The sequence below is a fragment of the Enterobacter cloacae complex sp. 6730903 genome, assembly GCF_048283985.1.
In the GTDB taxonomy this organism is placed as follows: Bacteria; Pseudomonadota; Gammaproteobacteria; order Enterobacterales; family Enterobacteriaceae; genus Enterobacter; species Enterobacter hormaechei_C.
Genome location: NZ_JBLVXX010000013.1, coordinates 42458 through 66259, shown reverse-complemented (window position 1 = coordinate 66259; position 23802 = coordinate 42458). Strand labels below are relative to the sequence as shown.

The following is a 23802-nucleotide window of genomic DNA, read 5'->3' as shown; positions in this document are numbered from 1 at the left end:
ATGAAGGGCGTTACTGGCTGATGACCCGGATACCATTTACGTCAAGAAAGACGCTGGCCTGGAGTTCATCTGCGGACCATTTCCAGAACTGGTAAATCGCGTTTTCGCCGGGAACAGGCAAAGGAAGTGAGACGCGCCATTTTTTGCCGTCCAGCGCCTGGTATTCCGCCATCACGCCGATATAGCGCGCTTCCGGTGAGCTTTGTCCGCTCAGGGTTTTCGAAAGCTGGCCCGGCATCAGGAAGAACACATCGCTGTTCAGCAGATTCGCGCCAAGCGTGGCTGACGCGTTGTTCTGTAAGGAGTAGAAGTCACTGGACATGAAATCCGCATCGGATTTCAGCAGCAACACTCTGACCTTAAGCGGCGCAGAATCATTGATTTGAGGATGAGCCTGAAACTGAAGATTGTAGCGGGAGGGGTCGCTGTGTGAAGACGACGTACAACCACCGATCAGCGCGAAAATCAACGCAAAAAAAGGGAACCACATCCGATGAAAATTTTTATTATTCATAAAAATATGCTCGTGAAACCCGTTTAGTTCAGGATCCAGGTACCGTTCGCGCTGTCTTTGCAGGCTTTGCTGTTGCCATCGACATCAACACAGGTGGTTTTCTTGCGCGCTTTCGGGCGCAGTGCCTGTTTACGTACGGTCGCTTCGTACTGGTCAGCCTTGATTACGGCACGCATCGGCACATAACCAATCAGCTGTTCACTCCCTTCATCGGCCAGCGCCATCCAGAAATGTTCAACCTGCCCCAGCACGACGTAAGTTTTACCGGTCTCAAGCGTACGGATCACTTTTCCGCCGTAGTCAGGACGGCTCATCAGGGATGCCGGGTACATGGCACGGTACGGTTCATTCACCTGAGTGAACTCCGCCGGAGGGGTAACAGCGTGACGGTGCGTCAGCGTGACGCCATTCACCTGGCTGGTCACAATCGTATCATCGGTGATCGCTGGTTTCTGCGGCGCCTTACAGCCCGCCACCGCCATAACAAACAGAAGTGATAACAATACGCGCAGTTTCATATGCTTTTCCGTAGCGATATTTAGAGGATGAAGAGAGGGGATAAAATTTGACTTAGGTGCTATTGTTAAAATAGTCGGGATATTTTCAGCAGGTAACTATTTTAAGGCATAGCTAGCGCACGAGCCCGACAGAAAAGGGCCCAGCATGCTCCTGACATATTTTGACAAACGGTAGACAAGTTTACATGAGCTTGTCATCAATTCAATATTTCCCGCCTGCTTAATGGCGTTTAATGATACGCCCAATGCATTATAGGATTAATCTCATAAAAAATGCGCACTTAGCTAAAATCGTCTTTTTCTTAGACGAATTAAGTCCGTAACTGTATGAAAATTAATGGCTAAACAGGCAAAAGAGAACCACTATCATTAACGTAACCCCTTATTATCGCCACTACCATAATTAGTAGAATTTCATTTTTTCTGTGCGCTGTGGGATATATCTGGGATATTTTCATTGTTGCATTCAAAAGATAACTTTTATTGTGCATGAGCGTCCCGCATTAACAAATGGCGGCGAAGAAAATGGCAGGGATTTAATTTCGCGATCCGAAATAACCTACCCGAAATTATCCTCAGGGTTTATTTTTTGCGCCTTAATAATTAAGCCTGACTACATCTTTTTGTTCTTTTATTGTTCAGCGCGCTCCCTTGCAGCCCATAAACTGGGGGTTTCAGCGGCGTTGACAGTGAACCACACGCAAGAAGTTTTACCGTTACTACATATTTCTTTTACTTCTTCCCAACATTTGCCGTTCCACACTTTCACCCGGCACGCCTCATTTATCTCTGCGACGGTGTTCGTCTGCCGCTTGACTTATTTTGTGATAAAGGTACTTTTCAGGACATGAAGAAGATCCTGATTATCGTACCTGACGGTGGCATGTTGTTTGAGGCCGCCGGTATCGCCGACATTCTGATGCAGGCCAACCGGTTGCACCCGGACGGCCTTGAGCAGCCCCGCTATCGCATCATTATCGCCACCACCCAGCCTCACCTGGTGATCCACGGCCAGTCCGGCTTAAACCTGCTGGCGGACTATCGCCTGCCGGAGCTGGATCCGCGCGAGCCGCTGGACACGATCATCATTACCGGTCGCGGCATGAATGAGCAGGAGAGTACCGCCGTGGTGGACTGGCTGCACCTGGCCGCGCCCCATGCGCGCCGCGTCGCCTCTGTCTGCGGCGGGGCCCTGCTGCTGGCACAGGCCGGGCTGCTCGACGGGCGCCGGGCAACGACCCACTGGCGGCTGCTGGAAACCCTGAAAACCCGCTATCCTGCGGTCAACGTTGAGGGCGGCCCGCTCTATGTTCAGGATGGACCCGTCTGGACGTCCGGCGGCGTCAGCTCCGGGTTTGACCTGACGCTGGCGCTGGTGGAGGATGATTACGGCTTCACCCTCGCCCGCAACGTGGCGCAGGATATGGTGATGTACCTGCGTCGGCCTGGCGGCCAGCTACAGTTCAGCCGCTATAATCTGGAGCAGTCCGGCGCGACCGGACCAGTCAGCGAACTGCAAAGCTGGATCCTGCAAAACCTCACCGCAGATTTGTGCGTCGAAAGGCTGGCCGAACGGGTCGCCATGAGCCCGCGCAATTTTACCCGCGTGTTTACGCGTGACGTGGGCGTGCCTCCGGCCCGTTATGTCACCGAAGCGCGCCTGGCCGCCGCTCGACAGCTTCTGGAGCAGACCCAGGATCCGCTTGAGGTCATTGCCGAAAAAAGCGGGTTTGGTATCAGCATCAACCTGCGCCGCGTTTTTGAAAAGCAGCTTCATCTCACGCCGGGCGAATATCGCCAGCGCTTCCACTGCCGCAGAATGGCGTAATCTGATCCTTTTTTGTCATTTACGCCATCCGACCTGACGCCTACAGTAACTCCAGACAACACAGATAAGGAGTGCATCATGGTTAAGGTCGGTATTAACGGTTTCGGCCGTATCGGACGTAATGTCCTGCGCGCGGCGCTGGGCAACCCGGATCTCCAGATTGTGGCCATTAACGATCTGACGGACAGTAAAACCCTCGCCCATCTGCTGAAATATGACTCTCTGCTCGGCACGCTGCCGGTGCCCGTTGAAGCGGCGGACGGCGCGCTACAGGTCGACGGGCAACGCATCACCGTATTCAGTGAACGCGACCCGGCAAACATTGCGTGGAAAGACGCAGGCGTTGAGGTGGTAATTGAAGCAACCGGCTTCTTCACCGAACGTGAAAAAGCGGCGGTGCATATCACGAGCGGCGGCGCAAAACGCGTCATTATTTCCGCCCCGGCTAAAAATGATGATCTGACGGTGGTGATGGGCGTCAACCACACGCTGTACGATCCGGCCCAGCATTTTGTGGTCAGCAACGGGAGTTGCACCACTAATGGTCTGGCGCCAGCGGCGCAGGTGCTGCACCAGCAGTTTGGCATTGAGCACGGGCTGATGAACACCACGCATGCCTACACCAACAGCCAGGCGCTGCATGACCAGCCGGAAAAAGATCTGCGCGGCGCGCGCGCGGCAGCATTATCCATTGTGCCTTACTCCAGCGGCGCGGCAAAAGCGCTCGGGAAAGTGATCCCAGAGCTTGACGGTAAACTCACCGGGTATTCCCTGCGCGTGCCGGTTCCGGTGGTGTCGATTGTCGATCTGACGGTGACGCTGAGCCGCAACGTGACCGCCGAAGAGGTGAATGAGGCGTTCCGTCAGGCTGCCGCCAGCGGGCCGCTGAAAGGCATCCTGGGCTACAGCGATGAACCGCTGGTCTCCCGTGATTATCAGGGCGACCCGCGCTCATCCATCATCGACGGGCTTTCAACGCTGGTGATTGGCGGGAATATGGTGAAGATCCTGTCGTGGTATGACAACGAGTGGGGCTTCTCGAACCGTCTGGTGGATCTGGCGGTGCTGATGGATAAGAAAGGGTTGTAGGGCTTAAGCCGGGTGGCGCTTGCGTCCGCCCGGCCAGTGCATCACTCCGCTTTAACCTTCACACCCATAAACACAATCACCATCGCCGTGACCAGCAGGAAACCACTTCCGGCAAAGACCCCGCTGGCACCGTTAAGATCAAATACCGCCCCGCCACCGGCCGCCCCCGCGCTGATAGCAAACTGGATGGATGCCACCAGCAATCCCCCTGCACTTTCCGCTTCATCCGGGACGGTAGTTGCAAGCCACGTTGACCAGCCCACCGGCACCAGGCCAAAGGCAAAGCCCCACATCGCCACCAGCAATCCGTCAACCATCGCCAGATGCCCAAATAGCACCATAGCGAGTGCCAGCATCCCCATCGCGAACGGGACAAGCGCCAGCGTCAGGCGCAGATTGCGCGCCAGCAGATGTCCGGCGACGGAAGTGCCAATAAAGTTGGCGATGCCGAAGCCCAGCAGGATCAGCGAGATGCTCTCCACGCTCACCTGCCCAACCGTTTCAAGGAACGGACGCAGATAGGTGAAGAAAGCAAAATGACCGCTGAAAATAAGGATCGTCGCCAGCATCCCGCCAATCATCCCCGGACGACGCAGCACGCGGAACAACGTACTCAGGCTACCGCTACTCTCCGGCTTCATGGATGGCAGGACCCAGAGCTGCCACAGCAGCGCCAGCATGCTCGGCAGAATGCAGAGAATAAACACGTTACGCCAGCCGATCAGACTCCCGAGATAGCTCCCCAGCGGGGCCGCAACCACCGTAGCAATCGATACGCTGGAGAAGATCACCGCCAGCGCTTTCGGGACCTTATCGGCAGGGACCAGACGCATCGCCGTGGCGGTCGACATCGCCCAAAATCCTCCGATAGCAATGCCCAGCAGCAGGCGCCCCATCAGCAAAACGTGCAAAGTGGGCGCAAAGGCAACCAGCAGGCTCGAAATGATTTGCAGCACTGAGAAAAACATCAGTACCCAGCGGCGGTCGATACTTTTCGTGGCAGAGGTGATGAGCAAGCCCGTGACCAGCGCCACCAGCGCCGTTGCGGTCACGGCTTGTCCGGCCATCCCCTCGGTGACGCCCAGACTCGCCGCCATCGGGGTAAGCAGACTGGCGGGGAGAAACTCCGCCGTAATCAAACCGAAAACTCCCAACCCCAGTGAATAAACAGCCCGCCAGGCGGGCTTTGCAGGCGCGACAGCCTCTCTCGCCGTGACACAGGTATTCATTTGTTGGACTCCTGTTATATAAATGTGACTAATGTCGCAAAAGCATAGTGGGTTCACCCTGGACGATCTATGACATATAATCTCCACTTATTGATTATTCGTCCGGAGTTGCGCCATGTCCGTTCAGTCCCCTGATTTGATCAGCGAATTATTGCGCGGTATGCGCCTGTCGGGCGTGAAATACCGCCGGATTGAAGCCAGCGCGCCGTTTGGCGTGGCCTTTCATCAGGCGCCGGGCAAGGCGCAGTTCCACTTTGTCAGCCACGGCACTGCCCTGCTGCGAATGGAGAGCGGCGCGACGTTTGAACTGAACGGTGGCGATGCGCTGTTTATCCCAAACGGTAATGCCCATGTTCTGCTCTCAGATGAACACGCGGATATCACCCCGGTCAGCGCTTTCCCGAGCGAACCCCTTTGCCATTCGGTATGCGCCATTACCTGCGAACCCTGCCCGGAAAAAGAGAACACCATCATCTTCAGCGGATGTATGGATTTTGAACTGGGGGGCATGCAGCCCCTGATAAAGGCCATGCCGGAAGTGATGATGGTAAGCCGACTGATGTCAACCTGGCCGGAGATCCATCCGCTGCTGGCGGCGATGGAACGGGAGTCAATGACGCGCCAGGTCGGGTTCGCCGGGATCCTTGCTCGCCTTGCCGATGTGGTTGCCGCATTGATTGTACGCGGCTGGGTGGAAGCGGGATGCGGTAAAGCCACGGGCTGGGTACAGGTTCTGCGCGACCCGCGACTCAGCCGGGCAATTTACGCCATGCACCAGCAACCGGGTCTGAACTGGAGCGTGGCGGATCTGGCAAAAGAAGCCGGTACATCACGCTCCGTCTTCGCCGAACGTTTTCTGTCCGCCACAGGCACCACGCCGGCCAGGTACCTGACTGAGCTGAGGATGCGCCTGGCCATACAGTATATTCGCCATGAAAATCAGGCAATTGAAACGGTAGCGTTACGTCTGGGATATGGATCGCTGGCGGCGTTTAGTCGGGCGTTTAAGCGTATTGTCGGGCATGCGCCGGGCGCGCTGAAGGAGGCCAGCCAGCCCCCGGAAGCAATCTGACCTTCCAGCGACAGCAAAAGAGAGAGTTAAAGCGCACCCGAATTATCTGGTTATGCGAAAAATGGGATATACAACACGCGAAGTTAACGATATTCGTCTAAGGTTTTCAGGTAATTGACAACAGCGGTCACGCTGCTCAGTGAAGACAGGAGACGAACCGATGATAAGACCTCGCGCACGACGCCCCGCTTTTTTACCCCTTGCGTTGGCAGGCGCACTACTCGGTGTTACCGCATTTGGTTATGCTGAAGACCAGCCAACGAGCCAGCAAAGCTCACCTGATATTCTTCTTGGCCCCCTCTTTAACGAAGTACAGAGCGCCAGACTGTTCCCGGATCAGAAAACCTTTGCGGATGCCGTTCCCAAAAGCGACCCGCTAACCATCCTGGCGGATTACCGGATGCAGCATACCCAGTCCGGTTTTGACCTGCGCCACTTCGTGGAGATGAACTTTATCCTGCCGAAGGAGGGTGAGAAATACGTTCCCCCTGAAGGCCAGAGCCTGCGCGAACACATAGACGATCTGTGGCCTGTACTGACCCGCACCACCGACAAAGCGAATAAATGGGATTCCCTCCTGCCCCTGCCAAAACCCTATGTCGTGCCGGGAGGACGCTTCCGCGAAGTCTATTACTGGGACAGCTATTTCACCATGCTGGGGCTGGCCGAGAGCGGCCACTGGGATAAGATCGGCGACATGGTGGACAACTTCGCTTACGAGCTTGATACCTGGGGCCATATCCCTAACGGTAACCGCAGCTACTACCTGAGCCGCTCTCAGCCGCCGTTCTTCTCGCTGATGGTGGAATTGCTGGCCACGCATGACAGCGACGCGTTGAAGAAATACCGTCCGCAGATGGAGAAAGAGTACGCTTACTGGATGGAGGGGGCTGATGGGCTCCAGCCTGGTCAGGCGAACAAACGCGTGGTGAAGCTGGATGATGGCTCGATCCTCAACCGCTACTGGGACGATCGGGACACGCCGCGCCCTGAGTCGTGGCTGGATGACGTGACCACCGCCAAAAATAACCCTAACCGTCCGGCCACCGAGATTTACCGCGATCTGCGCTCAGCCGCGGCCTCGGGCTGGGATTTCAGCTCCCGCTGGATGGACGATCCTCAGAAGCTGGGTACCATCCGCACCACCAGCATCGTGCCGGTGGATCTGAATGCGCTGATGTTTAAGATGGAAAAACTGCTGGCCCGCGCCAGCCAGGAAGACGGCGATAACGCCAGCGCAAGTAAATACGATGCGCTGGCCTCCGCACGCCAGAAAGCCATGGAGAGCCACCTGTGGAACGATAAAGAGGGCTGGTATGCGGATTACGATCTGAAAACCGGGAAGGTACGTAATCAGCTGACGGCTGCGGCCCTCTTCCCGCTGTATGTGAAGGCCGCATCACAGGATCGCGCCGATAAAGTGGCCGCAGCCGCGTCGTCACGCCTGCTGAAACCGGGCGGTATTTCTACCACCACCATCAACAGCGGGCAGCAGTGGGATGCGCCGAACGGCTGGGCGCCGTTGCAGTGGGTCGCGGTGGAAGGGTTGCAGAACTATGGTCAGCAGAAAGTGGCGATGGACGTAACCTGGCGTTTCCTGAAAAACGTTCAGCATACCTACGATCGCGAGAAGAAACTGGTTGAGAAGTACGATGTCTCTTCGACCGGTACCGGCGGTGGCGGCGGGGAGTATCCGTTGCAGGACGGTTTCGGCTGGAGTAACGGCGTGACGCTCAGGATGCTGGACATGGTCTGTCCGAAAGAGAAGCCGTGCGACAGCGTACCGGAGAATCAGCCTGCGGCAAACGATGATGTTGCACCTGCGAAACAGGCGGCGCAGTAGCGCCCCTCACCCTGACCCTCTCCCCAAAGGGGCGAGGGTCAGGTTCCGTGCAATAAAGTGGCCCGGTAGCGTTACCGGGCTTTTTTCAGAAGCTGTAGCTTGCCCCGACCTGGAACGTCCGGTCGCGGCCTATCCAGCAGTTGGTCGCGTCATAGCAGGTGAGCGTCTCTTTGTTGGTGACGTTCTGCGCGCTCGCTTTCAGCGTCAGCCCCTCCAGCGATGGCGCCAGTTCGCCCATGCGGTAGGATGCCGCCAGATCGTACTGCATCGTACCGCCCAGCTTGCCTGCATCGTTGGCTGGCGAGATCTCCATCGGCCCGGTGTAGCGTGCCCCTGCCCCCAGCGTTAACCCTCTCAGCGGCGTACTGTCAAAGGTGTAATCCCCCCACAGATTAAAGGCGTTCTCAGGGACCTGCGTCGGTCGTTTGCCCTGGTACTTGTCATCTTCGGTATTGATGGCGTGGGTGTAGGCGTAGTTGGCAATCAGCGTCAGGTTATCCGTTGGACGACTCATCGCGGAAAGCTCCGCGCCTTTCGATTCCACTTCCCCGGTCTGGCGATAGTTGAGGAAGCCCGGATCGCTGGTCACCACATTTTTCTGACGAATGTTAAACACCGAGGCGGTGAAGGTGGTTGCGTATTCCGCCAGCAGGTATTTCACCCCACCCTCCACCTGCTTGCTGGTGGTGGGCTTAACGTCTTTCGCGGTCAGCGTGCCCTGTGGCGATACCGGGGCGAACCCTTCCGAATAGCTGATAAACGGCGAGAGTCCATTGTCGAAGGCATAAAGCGCGCCCAGTCGTTTGGTGAGGCGATCCTGCGATACCCAGGCTTTGTCACCGTTTTGCAGATAGTTGGTGGTGACGGAACGGTAGTCGTCATAGCGCAGGCTGGCCAGCACGTTCAACCCGCCAAACGCAATCTGATCCTGGAGGTAATAGCCATTCTGCTGATAGCTGAGACGGTTTTTCTGCGCGGTGTAAAGCCCCAGCGCATCGTTATCGATCTGCGAGTGATCCGGATGACGCATATCGATACCCGGTGTGGACGAGGCGTAACGATAATGGAAGTGAGAGTTCAGCTTCTGGTAGTCAAAGCCCGCCAGCAGATGATGTTTCCAGTCACCCAGCGCAACGGTTCGGGTGACCTGGTTATCAATATTGAAGCTCTGCAAATCTTCATCCGTGGTATAGGCGAAACGGTTAAGCTGGTAGACCTCGCTGCCCGTCCCGGTGGAATAGGCGCTGCGCTGGTGGGTGTCCACGTCAAAATAGCGCGCTTTCTGATTAAAGCCCCAGCCACTGTCAAACTCGTGCTCAAAGCTGTAGCCCAGCATCCACTGGCGCTGCTTAAAGCCGCTCCACTCATCCCCGGCATAGTCACGACGATCGGCGTATTTAGACCGCAGATAGCTAAGCGGCATCGGATCAGACGGCGTCAGGCTCGGCGTATTTTGCGCCAGCGCGTCAATGGTCAGGCGCGTTTTGTCATCCGGCTGCCAGGTCACGGAGGGGGCCACCAGATAGTTTTCATAGCGCGTGGTGTGCGCCTGTTCGTCACTCTCTGTCGCTTTACCCAGCAGGCGATAGTTCCAGTCGCTGTTCGCGATTTGCCCCGTGGAGTCCAGGTATCCCTCTTTCAGATTGCGGTTTCCGGTATTAAAGCCCAGTTCCGTTTTCGCCTCTTTCTGCGGCTTTTTACTCTGAATATTGACCAGCCCGCCCGGGGAGCCGCCGCCATACAGCACGGATGACGGCCCCTTCAGAATATCGACGCTCTCAATCAGCAGCGGATCGATTCGTGCTTTGGTGTTCCCGGTGACGTTATAGGGAAGTTGCAGGCCGTTGTAGAACTCCTGATCGACGTTGAACCCGCGGATTTTGTACTCGCTCATGTAAGAGGTGCTCCCGCGCACCTCCGTGGAAACGCCCGGCGCATAGCGCAGGATCTCGTTTACCGAACTGGCGTGCCGCTGCTCAATCTCTTTAGCGGCAATGGTGTTGATCACCTGCGGCGTTTTACTTTCCGCGACGGCTGATTTCGTGGCGCTGTTGGTCCAGGCAGGGAGCGCGCTGCCCTGCTCTGTGCCTGTCACCACGATGGTGGATTCTTCTGCGAAAGCCTGTGTTTGCAATGCCAGCGTGACGGCGCCTGCCAACGCGCATAACGCAAAACGTGAAGTGCTCATAGTGTCGTCTTGTTATTAGATGGTATTAGGAACGACAATTATTATCATTTCCATTAGCAAATCAATATCAGCGGAGAAAAACAGATCGTTTGTATTAAGTTTCATGCCAGCGTGCCGATAACCCAGAGACAGTCTGTCATCTATCGAGGAGCCATCTGGCGTGAGTAGCTACAGTGAGCAGTTCCTGAAACAAAATCCGCTGGCTGTATTAGGGGTGTTACGCGACCTGAAAAAAGGCGAGGTGCCGCTGCGCATCAACTGGTCAACCAGCCAGTTTATCAGCAAGATCCTGGACGTTACGGCAGAACACCTGATCGTCGATCTGGGTAGCCAGAGCGATGAAAACCGTGCCGCGCTACAGGCAGAAAACCTCTCGGTGATGGCTGAAACGCAGGGGGCGAAAGTCGAGTTTGTGCTGCCTCGCCTGACCACGATCGCGTACCAGGGTTTGCCTGCGTTTATCGCTCCCCTGCCCGCTAACCTCTGGTTCGTGCAACGCCGCGAGTTTTTTCGCATCAGCGCCCCGCTTCACCCGGCCTATTTCTGTAAGGCAAAAATGCCGGATAAAAAAGAGATCCGCTTTCGTCTCTTCGACCTGTCACTGGGCGGGATGGGCGCGTTAATGGATACGCCGAAGCCGGAAGGACTGGTGGAAGGCATGCGTTTTAGTCAGATTGAGCTGGATATGGGCGGATGGGGACGCTTCTGGTTTGACGCCCAGCTGATTGCCATCAGCGAGCGCAAGGTGGTGGACAGCAAAAACGAAACCATTACCACGCCGCGACTGAGCTTTCGCTTTCTGAATGTCGGGCCAGGCGCCGAACGCGAGCTCCAGCGCATCATCTTCTCACTGGAGCGTGAAGCGCGGGAACGCGCGAATAAAGTGCGCTGAAAGGCGTCGGGCAGCGTGCAGCCGCCCGACAAAGGCGTTACATGGCGTCCATCGCTTTCTGTACTTTCCAGATATAACGTGGAGCCTGTGCTGACGGATGATTCTTCACCACGTGCTCGAAGAATTCATCTTTATCCATATCGTTAATCTCTTCTATCGCCTCTTTGCGATCGGATGAGAAGGTTCGGAGCAGCGCACCGGCTCCGTTAACGTACGACACCACCAGCGCATATTGCATCACTTCCGGATCGTCAATCCCCTTCAGAATGCCATGCTCGAGAATGCTCAGGTAAGCGGTTCCCATAGAGATGTTACGCTCCGGGTTTTTCAGCTCGCTGGTGGATGGCTGACCCTTCCAGCCCATGTAGCGATAGACCTCTCTTCCCGCCGTCGAGGCTTTTAACTGCATCAGCCCCACCGCATTCGATTTACTCACCAGCGTCGGGTTGCCGCCGGACTCCACGGCAATGATCGCCGTGATCAGACGCGGGCTCACGCCCCAGGCCTTCCCGGCTTGTTCGCTGATCGGCATCCACTGCATGGCCCGCTTTACCGGCACTTCAGGGTTCCAGGGGGGATTTTGATAATCATGTTTTGAACTACAGCCAGCGAGCAGCACAATCAAAAAAGCAAACCATCTCAATTTCACGTCATCTATCCTTATAGCCGGTCATCGCGGTACGTCGCCCCTTGAAGCAGGCGGCGTATAAGCGGCATGATATAGACAATTAGATTCTCATTCAGCAAGGAATTGCCATGCCTCAGTTTCATCTCATCGCACCGTCAGGCTACTGCATCAACCAGGAGGCGGCACAGCGGGGCGTTCAGCGCCTGCTGGAAATGGGCCATCAGGTAGAAAATCAGACAATTATCCCCCGCCGCATGCAGCGTTTTGCCGGTACGGAGGCGCAGAGACTGAGCGATATCAACAGCCTGGCGACGCTGGAAGGTGAAAACACCATTGTGCTGGCCGTGCGCGGCGGCTATGGCGCAAGCCGGTTGCTGGAGAGCATCGACTGGGCAGGGCTGGCCGCGCGCCAGCAGCAGGATCCTCTGTTAATCTGCGGACACAGCGATTTCACGGCGATCCAGCTCGGCCTGCTGGCGTTGCATAACGTCATTACCTTTAGCGGCCCGATGCTGGCCGGCAACTTTGGTGCGCCGGATCTGGATGCGTTTACCCAGGACCATTTCTGGCGCGCCATGCTAAACCCGACGTTCACCGTCGAGTGGCAAGGCAATGGACCGTACTGGGAATGTGAAGGACAGCTGTGGGGCGGCAACCTCGCGATGCTGGTGTCGCTGATTGGCACGCCGTGGCTGCCGCAGATCGCGGACGGCATACTGGTGCTGGAAGATATCAATGAACACCCGTTCCGCGTCGAACGTATGCTGTTGCAGCTGTATCACGCCGGGATCCTGGATCGGCAGTCGGCCATTGTGCTGGGCAGTTTTAGCGGTTCAGCCCCTAACGATTACGATGCGGGCTATTCCCTGGAGACGATGATTGATTTCATTCGTTCCCGACTGGATATCCCGGTGATCGCCGGTCTGGATTTCGGCCATGAGCAGCAAACCGTTACGCTGCCGCTGGGTGCCCGGGCGCACCTTGTACACGATAATGCAGGCAGTCGGTTAACAATCAGCGGTCATCCGGTCTTAAAGGCATAAAAAAGCCGTTATTCCCCCTCAATAAAACGCTGTTAACGTTGTTAATATGTTAGGGTTTTAATAACAGCGTTCACATTGAGGTGGGAGTAAGACAACATTGGGTGCCACAGCGATAATCAGTCTTTTCATTCTGGGTTCCATCCTGGTAACCTTCAGCATTTTATTAAGTTCATTTTCATCGCGTCTTGGCATACCTATTCTTGTCATTTTCCTGGCTATCGGCATGCTTGCCGGGATCGACGGTATCGGCGGTATCCCCTTCGATAATTACCCTTTCGCCTATATGGTGAGTAACCTCGCGCTGGCGGTGATTCTGCTGGACGGCGGCATGCGCACCCAGGCAAGTTCGTTTCGCGTTGCCTTAGGTCCGGCGCTGTCTCTGGCGACCGTCGGCGTGCTGATCACCTCCGGCCTGACCGGTATGATGGCGGCCTGGCTGTTTAACCTCGATATAATGGAAGGCCTGCTGATTGGCGCGATTGTCGGCTCTACCGATGCGGCGGCGGTTTTCTCCCTGCTCGGCGGCAAGGGGCTGAACGAACGCGTTGGCTCCACGCTGGAGATTGAATCCGGCAGCAACGATCCGATGGCGGTGTTCCTGACCATCACCCTGATTGAGATGATCCAGCAGCACGAAACCGGCCTGAGCTGGATGTTCGCCTGGCACATCCTCCAGCAGTTTGGCCTCGGGATTATCATTGGTCTCGGCGGCGGTTACCTGTTACAGCAGACGATCAACCGTATTACGCTGCCTTCCGGCCTTTACCCGCTGCTGGCCCTGAGCGGTGGGATCCTGATCTTTGCCGTCACCACCGCGCTGGACGGCAGCGGTATTCTGGCGGTTTACCTTTGTGGTTTCCTGATGGGCAACCGACCGATTCGCAACCGTCACGCCATTTTGCAGAACTTCGACGGTCTGGCCTGGCTGGCGCAGATCGCCATGTTCCTGGTGCTGGGCCTGCTGGTGACGCCGTCGGACCTGCTGCCTATCGCCGTACCGGCGCTGCTTTTGTCGGCCTGGATGATCTTCTTCGCCCGTCCGCTGTCGGTGTTTGCCGGGCTGCTGCCTTTCCGCGGGTTTAACCTGCGTGAGCGGATATTTATCAGTTGGGTGGGGCTGCGCGGCGCGGTGCCGATTATTCTGGCCGTGTTCCCGATGATGGCCGGGCTGGACAACGCCCGCCTGTTCTTCAACGTCGCCTTCTTCGTGGTGCTGGTGTCGCTGCTGTTCCAGGGGACGTCGCTGGGCTGGGCGGCGAAAAAAGCCAAAGTGGTGGTACCGCCCATTGGCTGGCCGGTCTCCCGCGTGGGGCTGGATATTCACCCTGAGAACCCCTGGGAACAGTTTGTCTACCAGCTAAGCGCCGATAAGTGGTGCGTGGGGGCGTCCCTGCGCGATCTGCATATGCCCGCTGAAACGCGCATTGCCGCCCTGTTCCGGGATAACGCCCTGCTGCACCCGACCGGCAGCACGCGGCTGCGTGAGAACGATATTCTCTGCGTGATTGGCCGCGAGCGCGACCTGCCTGCCCTCGGCAAGCTGTTCAGCCAGTCGCCCCCGGTGGCCCTGGATCAGCGTTTCTTCGGCGATTTTATCCTCGAAGCCAGCGCCCGCTTTGCGGATGTGGCGCTGATTTATGGCCTGGAAGGTGGACTGGAGAATCGCGATAACCAGCAAACCCTGGGTGAAATTATTCAGCAATTATTAGGGGCTGCGCCGGTCGTCGGTGACCAGGTGGAGTTTGCCGGGATGATCTGGACGGTAGCGGAGAAAGAAGATAACGCGGTGCGTAAAGTCGGCGTCAGGCCGATGGAGGAGGAGGCGGAGTAGCTGCTTTTTTGCCGGGTGACGCTAACGCTTACCCGGCCTACATTCGGGCTTTTGTAGGCCGGGTAAGGCGAAGCCGCCACCCGGCACACACACACAAGTTACACCGTCACAACAGGCACTCTTGGCGCCAGCGCGCACATCAGTTCATACCCGACGGTGCCCGCCGCAGCGGCCACATCATCAATTTTAACCTCGTTGCCCCACAGCTCAACCGGTGACCCGATCCCCGCCTGGGGACACGGCGTTAAATCAATGGCCAGCATGTCCATTGAGACGGTGCCTACCGTGCCGGTGCGCACGCCATCGACCCACACCGGCGTGCCGCTCGGGGCGATGCGCGGATAACCATCTGCATAGCCCCCTGCCACGATACCGATGCGCTGCTCGCCCGCTGCCCGATAGCGGCTGCCATAACCCACCGTATCGCCCGCTTTTAACGTCTGCACGCCGATAATCTCGCTTCGTAACGTCATCACCGGCTTCAGGCCGCTGTTGGCGATATCCTGCCACTGACCTGAGGGTGACGCGCCGTACAGAACGATCCCCGGACGCACCCAGTTGTAGTGCGCCTCGGGATGCCAGAGCGTTGCCGCTGAGTTCGACAGCGAGCGCGGACAGTCCAGCCCTTCTGCCGCCTGCTCAATGCGGACCATGGCATCGGCAATGCCGTCCGGCTTTTCCGCATCGGCGAAATGCGCCATCAGCGTCATCTCACCGACATTTTTCAGCGCACGAAGCTGCTGCCAGACCGTGTGCACCCGTTCAGGCTGGAAGCCCAGACGGTTCATCCCGCTGTTCACTTTGAGATAGATATCCAGCGGGGCATGCAGCTTCGCGTCCTGAATGGCCTTAATCTGCCAGTTACTGTGAACGCTGGTCGTCAGGCGGTACTTATCCAGCAGAGGCAGATCCTGCGCATGGAAGAATCCTTCCAGCAGCAGGATCGGTCCTTTCCAGCCGCGCTCGCGCAGCAGGATGGCCTCTTCCAGATTCAGCAAGGCAAAACCATCGGTGGCGCCGAGCGCACTCCAGATACGGTCGATACCATGACCGTAGGCGTTGGCTTTCACCACCGACCAGACACGAGAACCCGGCGCAGCACGGCGAACAATTTGCAGGTTATCCTTCAGCGCCTGCAAATCCAGCTGGGCCAGAATAGGACGGGACATTGCGACTCCTTAATTATGCGCGCCGTGCAGGTGTTGTGGACGCGATGGGGTAAACCCTGATTGATAGCGTGCGGCGCTCAAATCGTCAAACGGAATTGCCGGCGTCCGCCCGGAGATCAGGTCGCTCAGCAGCTGGCCCGAACCGCAGGCCATGGTCCAGCCAAGCGTGCCGTGGCCGGTGTTGGTCCACAGATTTTTGTATGGCGTACGGCCCACAATCGGCGTGCCGTCCGGGGTCATTGGGCGCAGGCCGGTCCAGAACGTTGCCTGCTCAATGAAGCCGCCGCGCGGGAAGAGATCGCCCACGACCATCTCCAGCGTTTCACGACGCGGTTTGAGCAGCTCGGTATTGAAGCCTACGATTTCCGCCATGCCGCCGACGCGGATCCGGTTATCGAAGCGGGTGATGGCGATTTTGTAGGTTTCATCGAGAATGGTCGAGACCGGCGCGCCGCTGTCCTCTTTCACAGGAATGGTCAGGGAGTAGCCTTTCAGCGGATAGACCGGGATATCCAGGATGCCTTTCAGCATCGCGGTTGAGTAGGAGCCAAACGCCATCACGTAGGCATCGGCTTTAATTACCTCTTCCCCACACTTCACGCCGTAAATCTTCTCCCCTTCCGACAGCAGTTTGTCGACAGAAGTATTGAAGCGGAATTTCACCCCGGCCTGCTCACACATGCGCGCCAGACGCTGGGTGAAAAGCTGGCAGTCGCCGGTTTCATCGTTCGGTAAACGCAGACCGCCCGTCAGCTTGTGCGCGACCTCGGCAAGCGCTGGCTCCACCTGCGCCAGCTGGCTGGCTTCCAGCAGCTGATACGGTACGCCCGCATCTTCAAGCACGGCGATATCGCGGGTCGCGTTTTCGTACTGTTGCGCGGTACGGAACAGCTGAAGCGTGCCGCCCTGACGCCCTTCATATTCAATGCCCGTTGAGGCACGCAGCGCTTTCAGGCAATCACGGCTGTATTCCGCCAGCCGCACCATGCGCCCTTTGTTTTCCATGTAGTGGCGGGTGTCGCAGTTGCGCAGCATCTGCCTCATCCACTTAAGCTGGAACTGCGTGCCGTCAAGACTTATCGCCAGCGGCGCATGTCGCTGAAACATCCATTTGATCGCCTTCAGCGGAACGCCCGGGGCCGCCCACGGCGCAGCGTAGCCCGGGGAGATTTGCCCCGCATTCGCCGCACTGGTTTCCAGCGCCGGACCGGATTCGCGATCGATAACGGTAACCTCATGTCCCGCCTGACTTAAATACCAGGCGCTGGTTACGCCAACGACACCACTTCCCAGTATGACAACACGCATAGCCACTCCATTATGAGCAAAAGAACAATCATCTAATTACAGATTGATAACCTAGTTGAAAATATTATTCAACATATGACTTTTTTATGGTGACTCAACTCACATATCCCGCTGTATAAGGGGATGGCGCTTATTTGGGATCTCCTGCTGCGCGTTATTTTTAACCAGTAGAAAATTCTGTGAGCACCGCTTTTTTTGCCGTATCGAAAACGCGAAATCGCAAAGAAAAAATTTCTGCGCCCCGCGTATTTGAATGGGGTGATCTATGCTTGAAAGGAGGCTCTCCAGTCAGAGAGAGCGACCAACAACGAGGGCGCGCTAATGGCTACACTAGATTCCATGTCCAGGGACAGCACCCGTCTGAGCGATGGACCCGACTGGACCTTCGAGTTGCTGGATGTCTACCTGGCGGAGATCGACCGGGTGGCCAAACTCTATCGTCTGGATACCTACCCCCATCAGATTGAAGTCATCACCTCGGAACAGATGATGGACGCTTACTCCAGCGTCGGGATGCCGATTAACTATCCGCACTGGTCGTTTGGTAAAAAATTCATTGAGACAGAGCGGCTGTATAAGCACGGGCAGCAGGGACTGGCGTATGAAATCGTCATTAACTCTAACCCGTGTATTGCCTATCTGATGGAGGAGAACACCATTACCATGCAGGCGCTGGTGATGGCGCACGCCTGCTATGGACATAACTCGTTCTTCAAAAATAACTACCTGTTCCGCAGCTGGACGGACGCCAGCTCCATCGTCGATTATCTAATCTTCGCCCGCAAATACATTACCGACTGCGAAGAGCGCTACGGCGTGGACGAGGTGGAGAAGCTGCTGGACTCCTGCCACGCGTTGATGAACTACGGCGTTGACCGCTATAAGCGTCCGCAGAAGATCTCATTGCAGGAAGAGAAAGCCCGGCAGAAGAGCCGCGAGGAGTATCTGCAAAGCCAGGTGAATATGCTGTGGCGCACCCTGCCAAAACGTGAAGAGGAGAAAACCGTCGCCGAGGCGCGTCGCTACCCTTCCGAGCCGCAGGAAAACCTGCTCTACTTTATGGAGAAAAACGCCCCGCTGCTGGAGCCGTGGCAGCGTGAGATCCTGCGCATCGTGCGCAAGGTGAGCCAGTATTTCTATCCGCAGAAGCAGACCCAGGTGATGAACGAAGGCTGGGCGACCTTCTGGCACTACACCATTCTTAACCATCTGTACGACGAAGGAAAAGTCACCGAGCGGTTTATGATGGAGTTTCTGCACAGCCACACCAACGTGGTATTCCAGCCGGCATATAACAGCCCGTGGTACAGCGGCATTAACCCGTACGCGCTCGGCTTTGCCATGTTCCAGGATATCAAGCGTATTTGTCAGTCGCCCACCGAAGAGGACAAATACTGGTTTCCGGATATTGCCGGTTCCGACTGGCTGGAAACGCTGCACTTCGCGATGCGTGATTTTAAGGATGAGAGCTTTATCAGCCAGTTCATGTCGCCGAAGATCATGCGTGATTTCCGCTTCTTCACCGTACTGGATGATGACCGCAACAACTTCCTGGAGATCTCCGCGATCCACAACGAAGAGGGCTATCGCGAGATCCGCTCGCGCCTGTCGTCCCAGTACAACCTGAGTAATCTTGAACCTAACATTCAGGTCTGGAACGTGGATCTGCGCGGCGACCGCTCCCTGACGTTGCGCTATATTCCGCACAACCGCGCGCCGCTGGATAAGGGGCGTAAGGAAGTGCTGAAGCACGTGCATCGTCTGTGGGGATTTGACGTGTTGCTGGAGCAGCAGAACGAAGATGGCAGCGTGGAGCTGCTGGAGCGGTGTCCGGCGCGGATGAATACGCTGTAGTTTGTTGCCGGGTGGCGGCTACGCCTTACCCGGCCTACGGGTTTTGTAGGCCCGGTAAGCGAAGCGCCACCGGGCGAAAAAAAACCTCTCAATCGAGAGGTTTTTTATTTTAGCGACTCTGAATCGCTAAATCACCCGGCAGCGTTTTCTGCATCCGGTGCCAGATTTCACCGGAGTCGTGGCCGTAACGACGCACCGTTTCATAGACCTGATCGTGCAGCCCTTCGGTGCAGAGTTTGCTCAGTTTATGGTAGAAGCCAAGCGCCAGGCTGCGGGCTTCAGGGTTAGCAAAGTAGTGACGACCAATGCGCGTATATAACCCTTTCATTCCATTCAGGATCAGACCGTAAACCGGATTGCCGGAAGCAAACGCCAGACCGCGGAACACGTTGTAATCCAGGGTCGCAAAGGCATCCGCGTGATCTTCCACCTCATTAGCGGTGGCAAGCACCTTCAGCGCATCTTCAGGGTGCTGACGAAACGCGGTGCGGATGAAAATGGTGGCGATGTTGGTGCGCACGGAAAGCAGATTATCAATCAGCTGCGGTACGCTTTCGTGGTCGAGACGCGCCAGCGTTTCCAGAATGTTCAGCCCGGACGTTTCCCAGAAGTTGTTCACCTTAGTGGGTTTGCCATGCTGTATCGTCAACCAGCCATCGCGCGCCAGACGCTGGAGCACTTCTCGCAGCGTGGTACGGGTGACGCCAATCAGTTCAGAGAGTTCGCGTTCAGCAGGTAGAATTGATCCCGCAGGGAAACGATTATTCCAGATGCTTTCAATGATGTACTCTTCCGCGAAACCCGCCGGGCTCTGCGCCTTAATGACCATAGTGAGATTTCCATTACACAGCTTTGGCAAATTGCACTCATCATACCAGAGGCGCGCAGAGGCAGATAGCGCAGCAGAGACAGAAAAGAGGGATCGCCGTTTCATTTTTATGAAATTTACAAATGGCTTAATCCCCCGCTCTGCCGCCATTTTTGCGTATACTGATGTCTTGTCTTATTTGACGGGGAAAGGACGTCTGTCGTGGAAATTTCATTTGGGCGCGCGCTGTGGCGCAACTTTTTAGGTCAGTCACCTGACTGGTACAAACTCACTTTACTGGTATTCCTGGTCGTTAATCCCGTTATCTTTTTGCTGGATCCCTTCGTTGCCGGGTGGATGTTGGTCGCCGAGTTTATCTTTACCCTGGCGATGGCGCTGAAGTGCTATCCGCTGTTGCCCGGCGGGCTGCTGGCGCTGGAAGCCGTGGTCATTGGCATGACCAGCGCGGAGCATGTTAAAAACGAGATAGCGTCGAATCTTGAAGTCCTGCTGCTGCTGATCTTCATGGTGGCGGGGATCTACTTTATGAAGCAGCTTCTGCTGTTTATCTTCACCCGTTTGCTGCTGAGCATTCCGTCGAAAACGCTGCTCTCGCTGGCGTTTTGCCTCGCCGCGGCCTTCCTCTCTGCCTTCCTGGATGCGCTGACGGTCGTTGCGGTGGTGATCAGCGTCGCCGTCGGCTTTTACGGGATTTACCACCGGGTGGCCTCGTCGCGTCCTGGCGATAACTTGCAGGACGACAGCCACGTTGAGGCGCACAACCGCGATGTGCTGGAACAGTTCCGCGCGTTTCTGCGCAGCCTGATGATGCATGCGGGCGTGGGGACGGCGCTGGGCGGCGTGATGACCATGGTCGGGGAGCCGCAAAACCTGATTATCGCCAAAGCGGCTGAGTGGCATTTTGGCGAATTTTTCCTGCGCATGGCGCCGGTCAGCGTGCCCGTGCTGGTCTGCGGGTTAGCAACCTGTGTGCTGGTCGAAAAATTCAACCTCTTTGGGTATGGCGCGAAGTTGCCCGATCAGGTCCGCCAGGAGCTGCATAAGTTTGACGAGCAGAGCCGCAAACAGCGCACGCGCCAGGAGACGCTGCGCCTGATTGCACAGGGTTTCATCGGCGTGTGGCTTATCGCTGCGCTGGCCTTCCACCTTGCCGAGGTGGGGCTGATTGGCCTGTCGGTAATTATCCTTGCAACCAGCCTGAGCGGCGTTACGGACGAACATGCTATCGGAAAAGCCTTTACCGACGCGCTGCCGTTTACCGCCCTGCTGGCGGTGTTTTTCGCCGTCGTGGCGGTGATTATTGACCAACATCTGTTCGCGCCGATCATCGCGTTTGTGCTTCAGGCCACGCCAGATTCGCAGCTAACGCTGTTCTATTTGTTTAACGGTCTGTTGTCCTCTATATCCGATAACGTCTTTGTCGGTACGGTATACATCAATGAGGCCAAAGCCGCGATGGAGCAAGGGATTGTCAGCAGTGAACAGTTCGAGCTGCTGGCGGTGGCGATCAACACCGGAACCAATCTCCCCTCCGTGGCAACCCCGAACGGTCAGGCGGCATTCCTCTTCCTGCTGACCTCGGCGCTGGCGCCACTCATACGACTTTCTTATGGAAGAATGGTCTGGATGGCGCTGCCATATACGCTGGTGCTTACCCTGGTTGGTTTGCTGTGCATCAAAATTACTCTCGTTCCCTGTACGCAATGGTTGTTGCAAGCAGGTATACTTGCGGCGCATTAAAATTCGTTTACACTGCGCTGTCTAAGCATGTTCCAGGGAAATGATTATGTTGCGATTTTTGAACCAGTGCTCACGCGGTCGCGGAGCGTGGTTGTTGATGGCCCTGACCGCCTTTGCGCTGGAAATGGTTGCGCTGTGGTTTCAGCATGTGATGGGGCTGAAACCTTGCGTACTGTGTATTTATGAGCGTTGTGCGCTGTTCGGCATTATGGGCGCGGGTCTGGTAGGTGCGATTGCACCCAAAACACCGTTACGCTATGCGGCCATTGCCATCTGGCTGTACAGCGCCGGGAAAGGCATTGCGCTTGCCTGGGAGCACACCCAGATGCAGCTTCACCCGTCGCCGTTTATGACCTGCGATTTTGCCGCCCGCTTCCCGAGCTGGCTGCCGCTGGATAAATGGCTGCCGCAGGTATTTGTGGCTTCCGGTGACTGCTCTGTACGCCAGTGGGAATTTCTGACGCTGGAGATGCCTCAGTGGCTGGTGGGCATTTTTGTCGCCTACTTTGTGGTGGCGCTGCTGGTGCTGATTGCCCAGCCGTTCAAACCAAAGAAACGCGATCTTTTTGGACGGTAAAAGCAAAACGGCAACGTCAGTTTTGCAGGTCGGGTAAGCGCAGCGCCACCCGACACAATTGTGAATAATAAAAAACCCGCCTCGGCGGGTTTTTTATTATCACCGATTAGGGTGATTCATAATGTGGTCTTCCCAGTCCCGCACCTCGGACTCTTTCACCGCAATGTGGCGCACGGAAATACGTTCACCGTGCATCGCCGCTTTCGACCCCGTCAACAGCGGATGCCATGTGGGCAGATCCTTTCCTTCCGCCAGCAGGCGATACGCGCAGGTATGCGGCAACCACTCAAAGGTTGGCAGATTTTCACGGGTTAACTTGATGCAGTCCGGCTCATATTCGAAACGGCGCTCGTAGTTGCGGCACTGGCAGGTTTTGATGTTTAACTGCTTGCAGGCAACGTTGGTGAAATAGATCTCGTCCGAATCTTCATCCATCAGCTTATGCAGGCAGCACTGCCCGCAGCCGTCACACAACGATTCCCACTCCGCGTCGGTCATGTCGTCGAGAGTTTTGCTTTGCCAGAAAGGAATGTCGTTCATCGGGATGTCCACACGTCAAAATAGAGCGCACCTTATAACGAGTCTGGCACGTTGATGCAAGTTTTGCCGCCCTTTTCAGGCGGCAAGGTGCTTTTACAGTACGCGGGTTTTCAGCGACAGGCCGTTAAAACTGACGTCCAGCTCGTCGCCACTGTGCAGCGGCCCCACACCTTCCGGGGTGCCGGTGAGGATCACGTCGCCGGGTTTCAGGGTGAAGAAGCGGCTCATGTAAGCAATCAGCGGAACGATCTTATGGATCATGTCAGCGGTCGTTCCCTGCTGGCGGAGCTCGCCGTTGACCTTCAGGCTGAGGGGCGTGTTCTGCGGATCGTCGGTAAATTCACTCACCGGAACGAAACCGGAAATCGGGCATGAATTATCAAAACCCTTGGCTTTTTCCCACGGCTGCCCCGCTTTCTTCATTTTGCCCTGGACGTCGCGCAGCGTGAGGTCGAGCGCGACACCGTAACCCGCAATCGCTTTCTCTACGTGTTCTTCAGTGGCCTGGCGCAGCGTCGCGCCGATCAGCACCGCCAGCTCCACTTCATGATGCACCGAGCCCAGTCCCTGCGGCAGAACCAGCGGCTGGCGAATATCGCACAGTGCGGTTTCTGGCTTAATAAACAGAACCGGCTCTTCCGGCACGGCGCTGCCCATCTCCTGAATATGTTTTGCATAGTTGCTGCCCACGCAGACCACTTTGCTGACGGGATAATCCAGTAATGCACCTTGCCAGTTATGATGTTGATACATGGTCGACCCCTAATCGGTTGATGAGTTGTTCCCGGAAAGACCCGGGCTTATTTCTTTCCGCTCACCTCAAGATGCTGTTTTAATAAATTCTCCGGTGGCGGCGGAAGCTGTAAATAATAGCCCTGCTCGGTTAACGCCTTTTTGACTTTCTCCAGATCGGCGTTCACCAGCTTCTTACGGCCGTCCAGCGGCAGCAGCATCGCCAGCTGCGGTCGGCCAAAGCTTTTCATTAATTCTTCAGGCACGCGGGAAAAATCGTCTTTCTTTTCGACATAAAGGTAGGTCTGGTCGCGGCTGGTACTTCTGTAGATCACACAAAACATGTTTTTACTCTGAATTAACGGGTGGTTGCTTGCC

The 23802-nt window shown here is 56.3% G+C and carries 21 protein-coding genes; 10 read left to right on the top strand and 11 right to left on the bottom strand.

The genetic code is table 11. From position 1 onward, the window contains the following. Positions 1 to 10 precede the first annotated feature (10 nt). Entirely contained in the window at positions 11 to 514 is a 504-nt protein-coding gene (gene tssJ / locus ACNQ0W_RS09345) for a type VI secretion system lipoprotein TssJ (protein ID WP_015570327.1), read from the bottom strand. Positions 515 to 537: 23 nt separating this feature from the next. Beyond that, positions 538 to 1032 (bottom strand): hypothetical protein, encoded by a 495-nt coding sequence (locus tag ACNQ0W_RS09340; RefSeq protein WP_047719471.1) that lies wholly within the window; start codon positions 1030 to 1032, stop codon positions 538 to 540. A gap of 847 nt (positions 1033 to 1879) precedes the next feature. On the opposite strand from ACNQ0W_RS09340, the gene ACNQ0W_RS09335 reads away from it, so the two are divergent. Both ACNQ0W_RS09335 and gap read left to right on the top strand, forming a co-directional pair. Next, a complete protein-coding gene (locus ACNQ0W_RS09335) occupies positions 1880 to 2860 on the top strand; it encodes a GlxA family transcriptional regulator (RefSeq protein WP_062933501.1) in 981 nt (326 codons plus the stop codon). 78 nt (positions 2861 to 2938) lie between these two features. Then, positions 2939 to 3949: a type I glyceraldehyde-3-phosphate dehydrogenase gene (gene gap / locus ACNQ0W_RS09330; protein WP_062933500.1), complete on the top strand. Its 1011-nt coding sequence runs from the start codon at positions 2939 to 2941 to the stop codon at positions 3947 to 3949. Positions 3950 to 3990: 41 nt separating this feature from the next. Here the strand turns inward: gap and ACNQ0W_RS09325 are convergent, their stop codons facing one another. Next, entirely contained in the window at positions 3991 to 5178 is a 1188-nt protein-coding gene (locus ACNQ0W_RS09325) for an MFS transporter (RefSeq protein ID WP_047051742.1), read from the bottom strand. 115 nt (positions 5179 to 5293) lie between these two features. Here ACNQ0W_RS09325 and ACNQ0W_RS09320 point away from each other — a divergent pair, with 115 nt between their 5' ends. Then, a complete protein-coding gene (locus ACNQ0W_RS09320; RefSeq protein ID WP_062933499.1) occupies positions 5294 to 6250 on the top strand; it encodes an AraC family transcriptional regulator in 957 nt (318 codons plus the stop codon). A 160-nt stretch (positions 6251 to 6410) separates the two neighbouring features. Then, positions 6411 to 8093 (top strand): alpha,alpha-trehalase, encoded by a 1683-nt coding sequence (locus tag ACNQ0W_RS09315; protein ID WP_062933498.1) that lies wholly within the window; start codon positions 6411 to 6413, stop codon positions 8091 to 8093. Between the two features lie 85 nt (positions 8094 to 8178). Here the strand turns inward: ACNQ0W_RS09315 and ACNQ0W_RS09310 are convergent, their stop codons facing one another. After that, positions 8179 to 10281, bottom strand: a complete 2103-nt coding sequence (locus ACNQ0W_RS09310) for a TonB-dependent siderophore receptor (RefSeq protein ID WP_062933497.1) — start codon at positions 10279 to 10281, stop codon at positions 8179 to 8181. A 160-nt stretch (positions 10282 to 10441) separates the two neighbouring features. Between ACNQ0W_RS09310 and ycgR the strand changes: the two genes are divergently transcribed. Continuing rightward, positions 10442 to 11173, top strand: coding sequence for a flagellar brake protein YcgR (ycgR, locus tag ACNQ0W_RS09305; RefSeq protein WP_022651421.1), 732 nt, complete (start codon positions 10442 to 10444; stop codon positions 11171 to 11173). Positions 11174 to 11210: 37 nt separating this feature from the next. On the opposite strand, the gene emtA is transcribed toward ycgR, so the two are convergent. Then, a complete protein-coding gene (emtA, locus tag ACNQ0W_RS09300; protein ID WP_017384310.1) occupies positions 11211 to 11822 on the bottom strand; it encodes a membrane-bound lytic murein transglycosylase EmtA in 612 nt (203 codons plus the stop codon). A gap of 107 nt (positions 11823 to 11929) precedes the next feature. Between emtA and ldcA the strand changes: the two genes are divergently transcribed. Next, positions 11930 to 12844 (top strand): muramoyltetrapeptide carboxypeptidase, encoded by a 915-nt coding sequence (gene ldcA, locus ACNQ0W_RS09295; protein ID WP_062933496.1) that lies wholly within the window; start codon positions 11930 to 11932, stop codon positions 12842 to 12844. Positions 12845 to 12941: 97 nt separating this feature from the next. Continuing rightward, the gene (locus tag ACNQ0W_RS09290; RefSeq protein ID WP_180261500.1) at positions 12942 to 14675 is read left to right on the top strand and encodes a potassium/proton antiporter; all 1734 of its coding nucleotides are present in this window, start codon (positions 12942 to 12944) and stop codon (positions 14673 to 14675) included. Between the two features lie 98 nt (positions 14676 to 14773). Here ACNQ0W_RS09290 and dadX read toward each other — a convergent pair whose 3' ends face one another. Then, on the bottom strand, positions 14774 to 15844 hold the full coding sequence (gene dadX / locus ACNQ0W_RS09285; protein WP_003859954.1) for a catabolic alanine racemase DadX: 1071 nt from the start codon (positions 15842 to 15844) through the stop codon (positions 14774 to 14776). Between the two features lie 9 nt (positions 15845 to 15853). Then, positions 15854 to 17152 carry a D-amino acid dehydrogenase gene (locus tag ACNQ0W_RS09280; protein WP_062933495.1) on the bottom strand — a complete coding sequence of 433 codons (1299 nt, stop codon included), beginning with the start codon at positions 17150 to 17152 and terminating at the stop codon, positions 15854 to 15856. 321 nt (positions 17153 to 17473) lie between these two features. Between ACNQ0W_RS09280 and ACNQ0W_RS09275 the strand changes: the two genes are divergently transcribed. After that, positions 17474 to 19006 carry a SpoVR family protein gene (locus tag ACNQ0W_RS09275; protein WP_062933494.1) on the top strand — a complete coding sequence of 511 codons (1533 nt, stop codon included), beginning with the start codon at positions 17474 to 17476 and terminating at the stop codon, positions 19004 to 19006. A 109-nt stretch (positions 19007 to 19115) separates the two neighbouring features. Here the strand turns inward: ACNQ0W_RS09275 and fadR are convergent, their stop codons facing one another. Continuing rightward, complete coding sequence (gene fadR / locus ACNQ0W_RS09270; RefSeq protein WP_015570315.1) at positions 19116 to 19835, bottom strand: fatty acid metabolism transcriptional regulator FadR; 720 nt, start codon at positions 19833 to 19835, stop codon at positions 19116 to 19118. A gap of 201 nt (positions 19836 to 20036) precedes the next feature. On the opposite strand from fadR, the gene nhaB reads away from it, so the two are divergent. Together nhaB and dsbB are read left to right on the top strand one after the other, a co-directional pair. Continuing rightward, a complete protein-coding gene (gene nhaB, locus ACNQ0W_RS09265) occupies positions 20037 to 21575 on the top strand; it encodes a Na(+)/H(+) antiporter NhaB (RefSeq protein ID WP_062933493.1) in 1539 nt (512 codons plus the stop codon). 46 nt (positions 21576 to 21621) lie between these two features. Further along, positions 21622 to 22152, top strand: a complete 531-nt coding sequence (gene dsbB / locus ACNQ0W_RS09260) for a disulfide bond formation protein DsbB (RefSeq protein WP_032622423.1) — start codon at positions 21622 to 21624, stop codon at positions 22150 to 22152. 99 nt (positions 22153 to 22251) lie between these two features. Here the strand turns inward: dsbB and ACNQ0W_RS09255 are convergent, their stop codons facing one another. From ACNQ0W_RS09255 to ACNQ0W_RS09245, 3 genes are all read right to left on the bottom strand, one after another. Further along, positions 22252 to 22692: a YcgN family cysteine cluster protein gene (locus ACNQ0W_RS09255; protein WP_015570314.1), complete on the bottom strand. Its 441-nt coding sequence runs from the start codon at positions 22690 to 22692 to the stop codon at positions 22252 to 22254. Positions 22693 to 22785: 93 nt separating this feature from the next. Then, positions 22786 to 23445 carry a fumarylacetoacetate hydrolase family protein gene (locus ACNQ0W_RS09250; protein WP_062933492.1) on the bottom strand — a complete coding sequence of 220 codons (660 nt, stop codon included), beginning with the start codon at positions 23443 to 23445 and terminating at the stop codon, positions 22786 to 22788. 47 nt (positions 23446 to 23492) lie between these two features. Further along, on the bottom strand, positions 23493 to 23768 hold the full coding sequence (locus tag ACNQ0W_RS09245) for a YcgL domain-containing protein (RefSeq protein WP_006810982.1): 276 nt from the start codon (positions 23766 to 23768) through the stop codon (positions 23493 to 23495). Between the last annotated feature and the right edge of the window lie 34 nt (positions 23769 to 23802).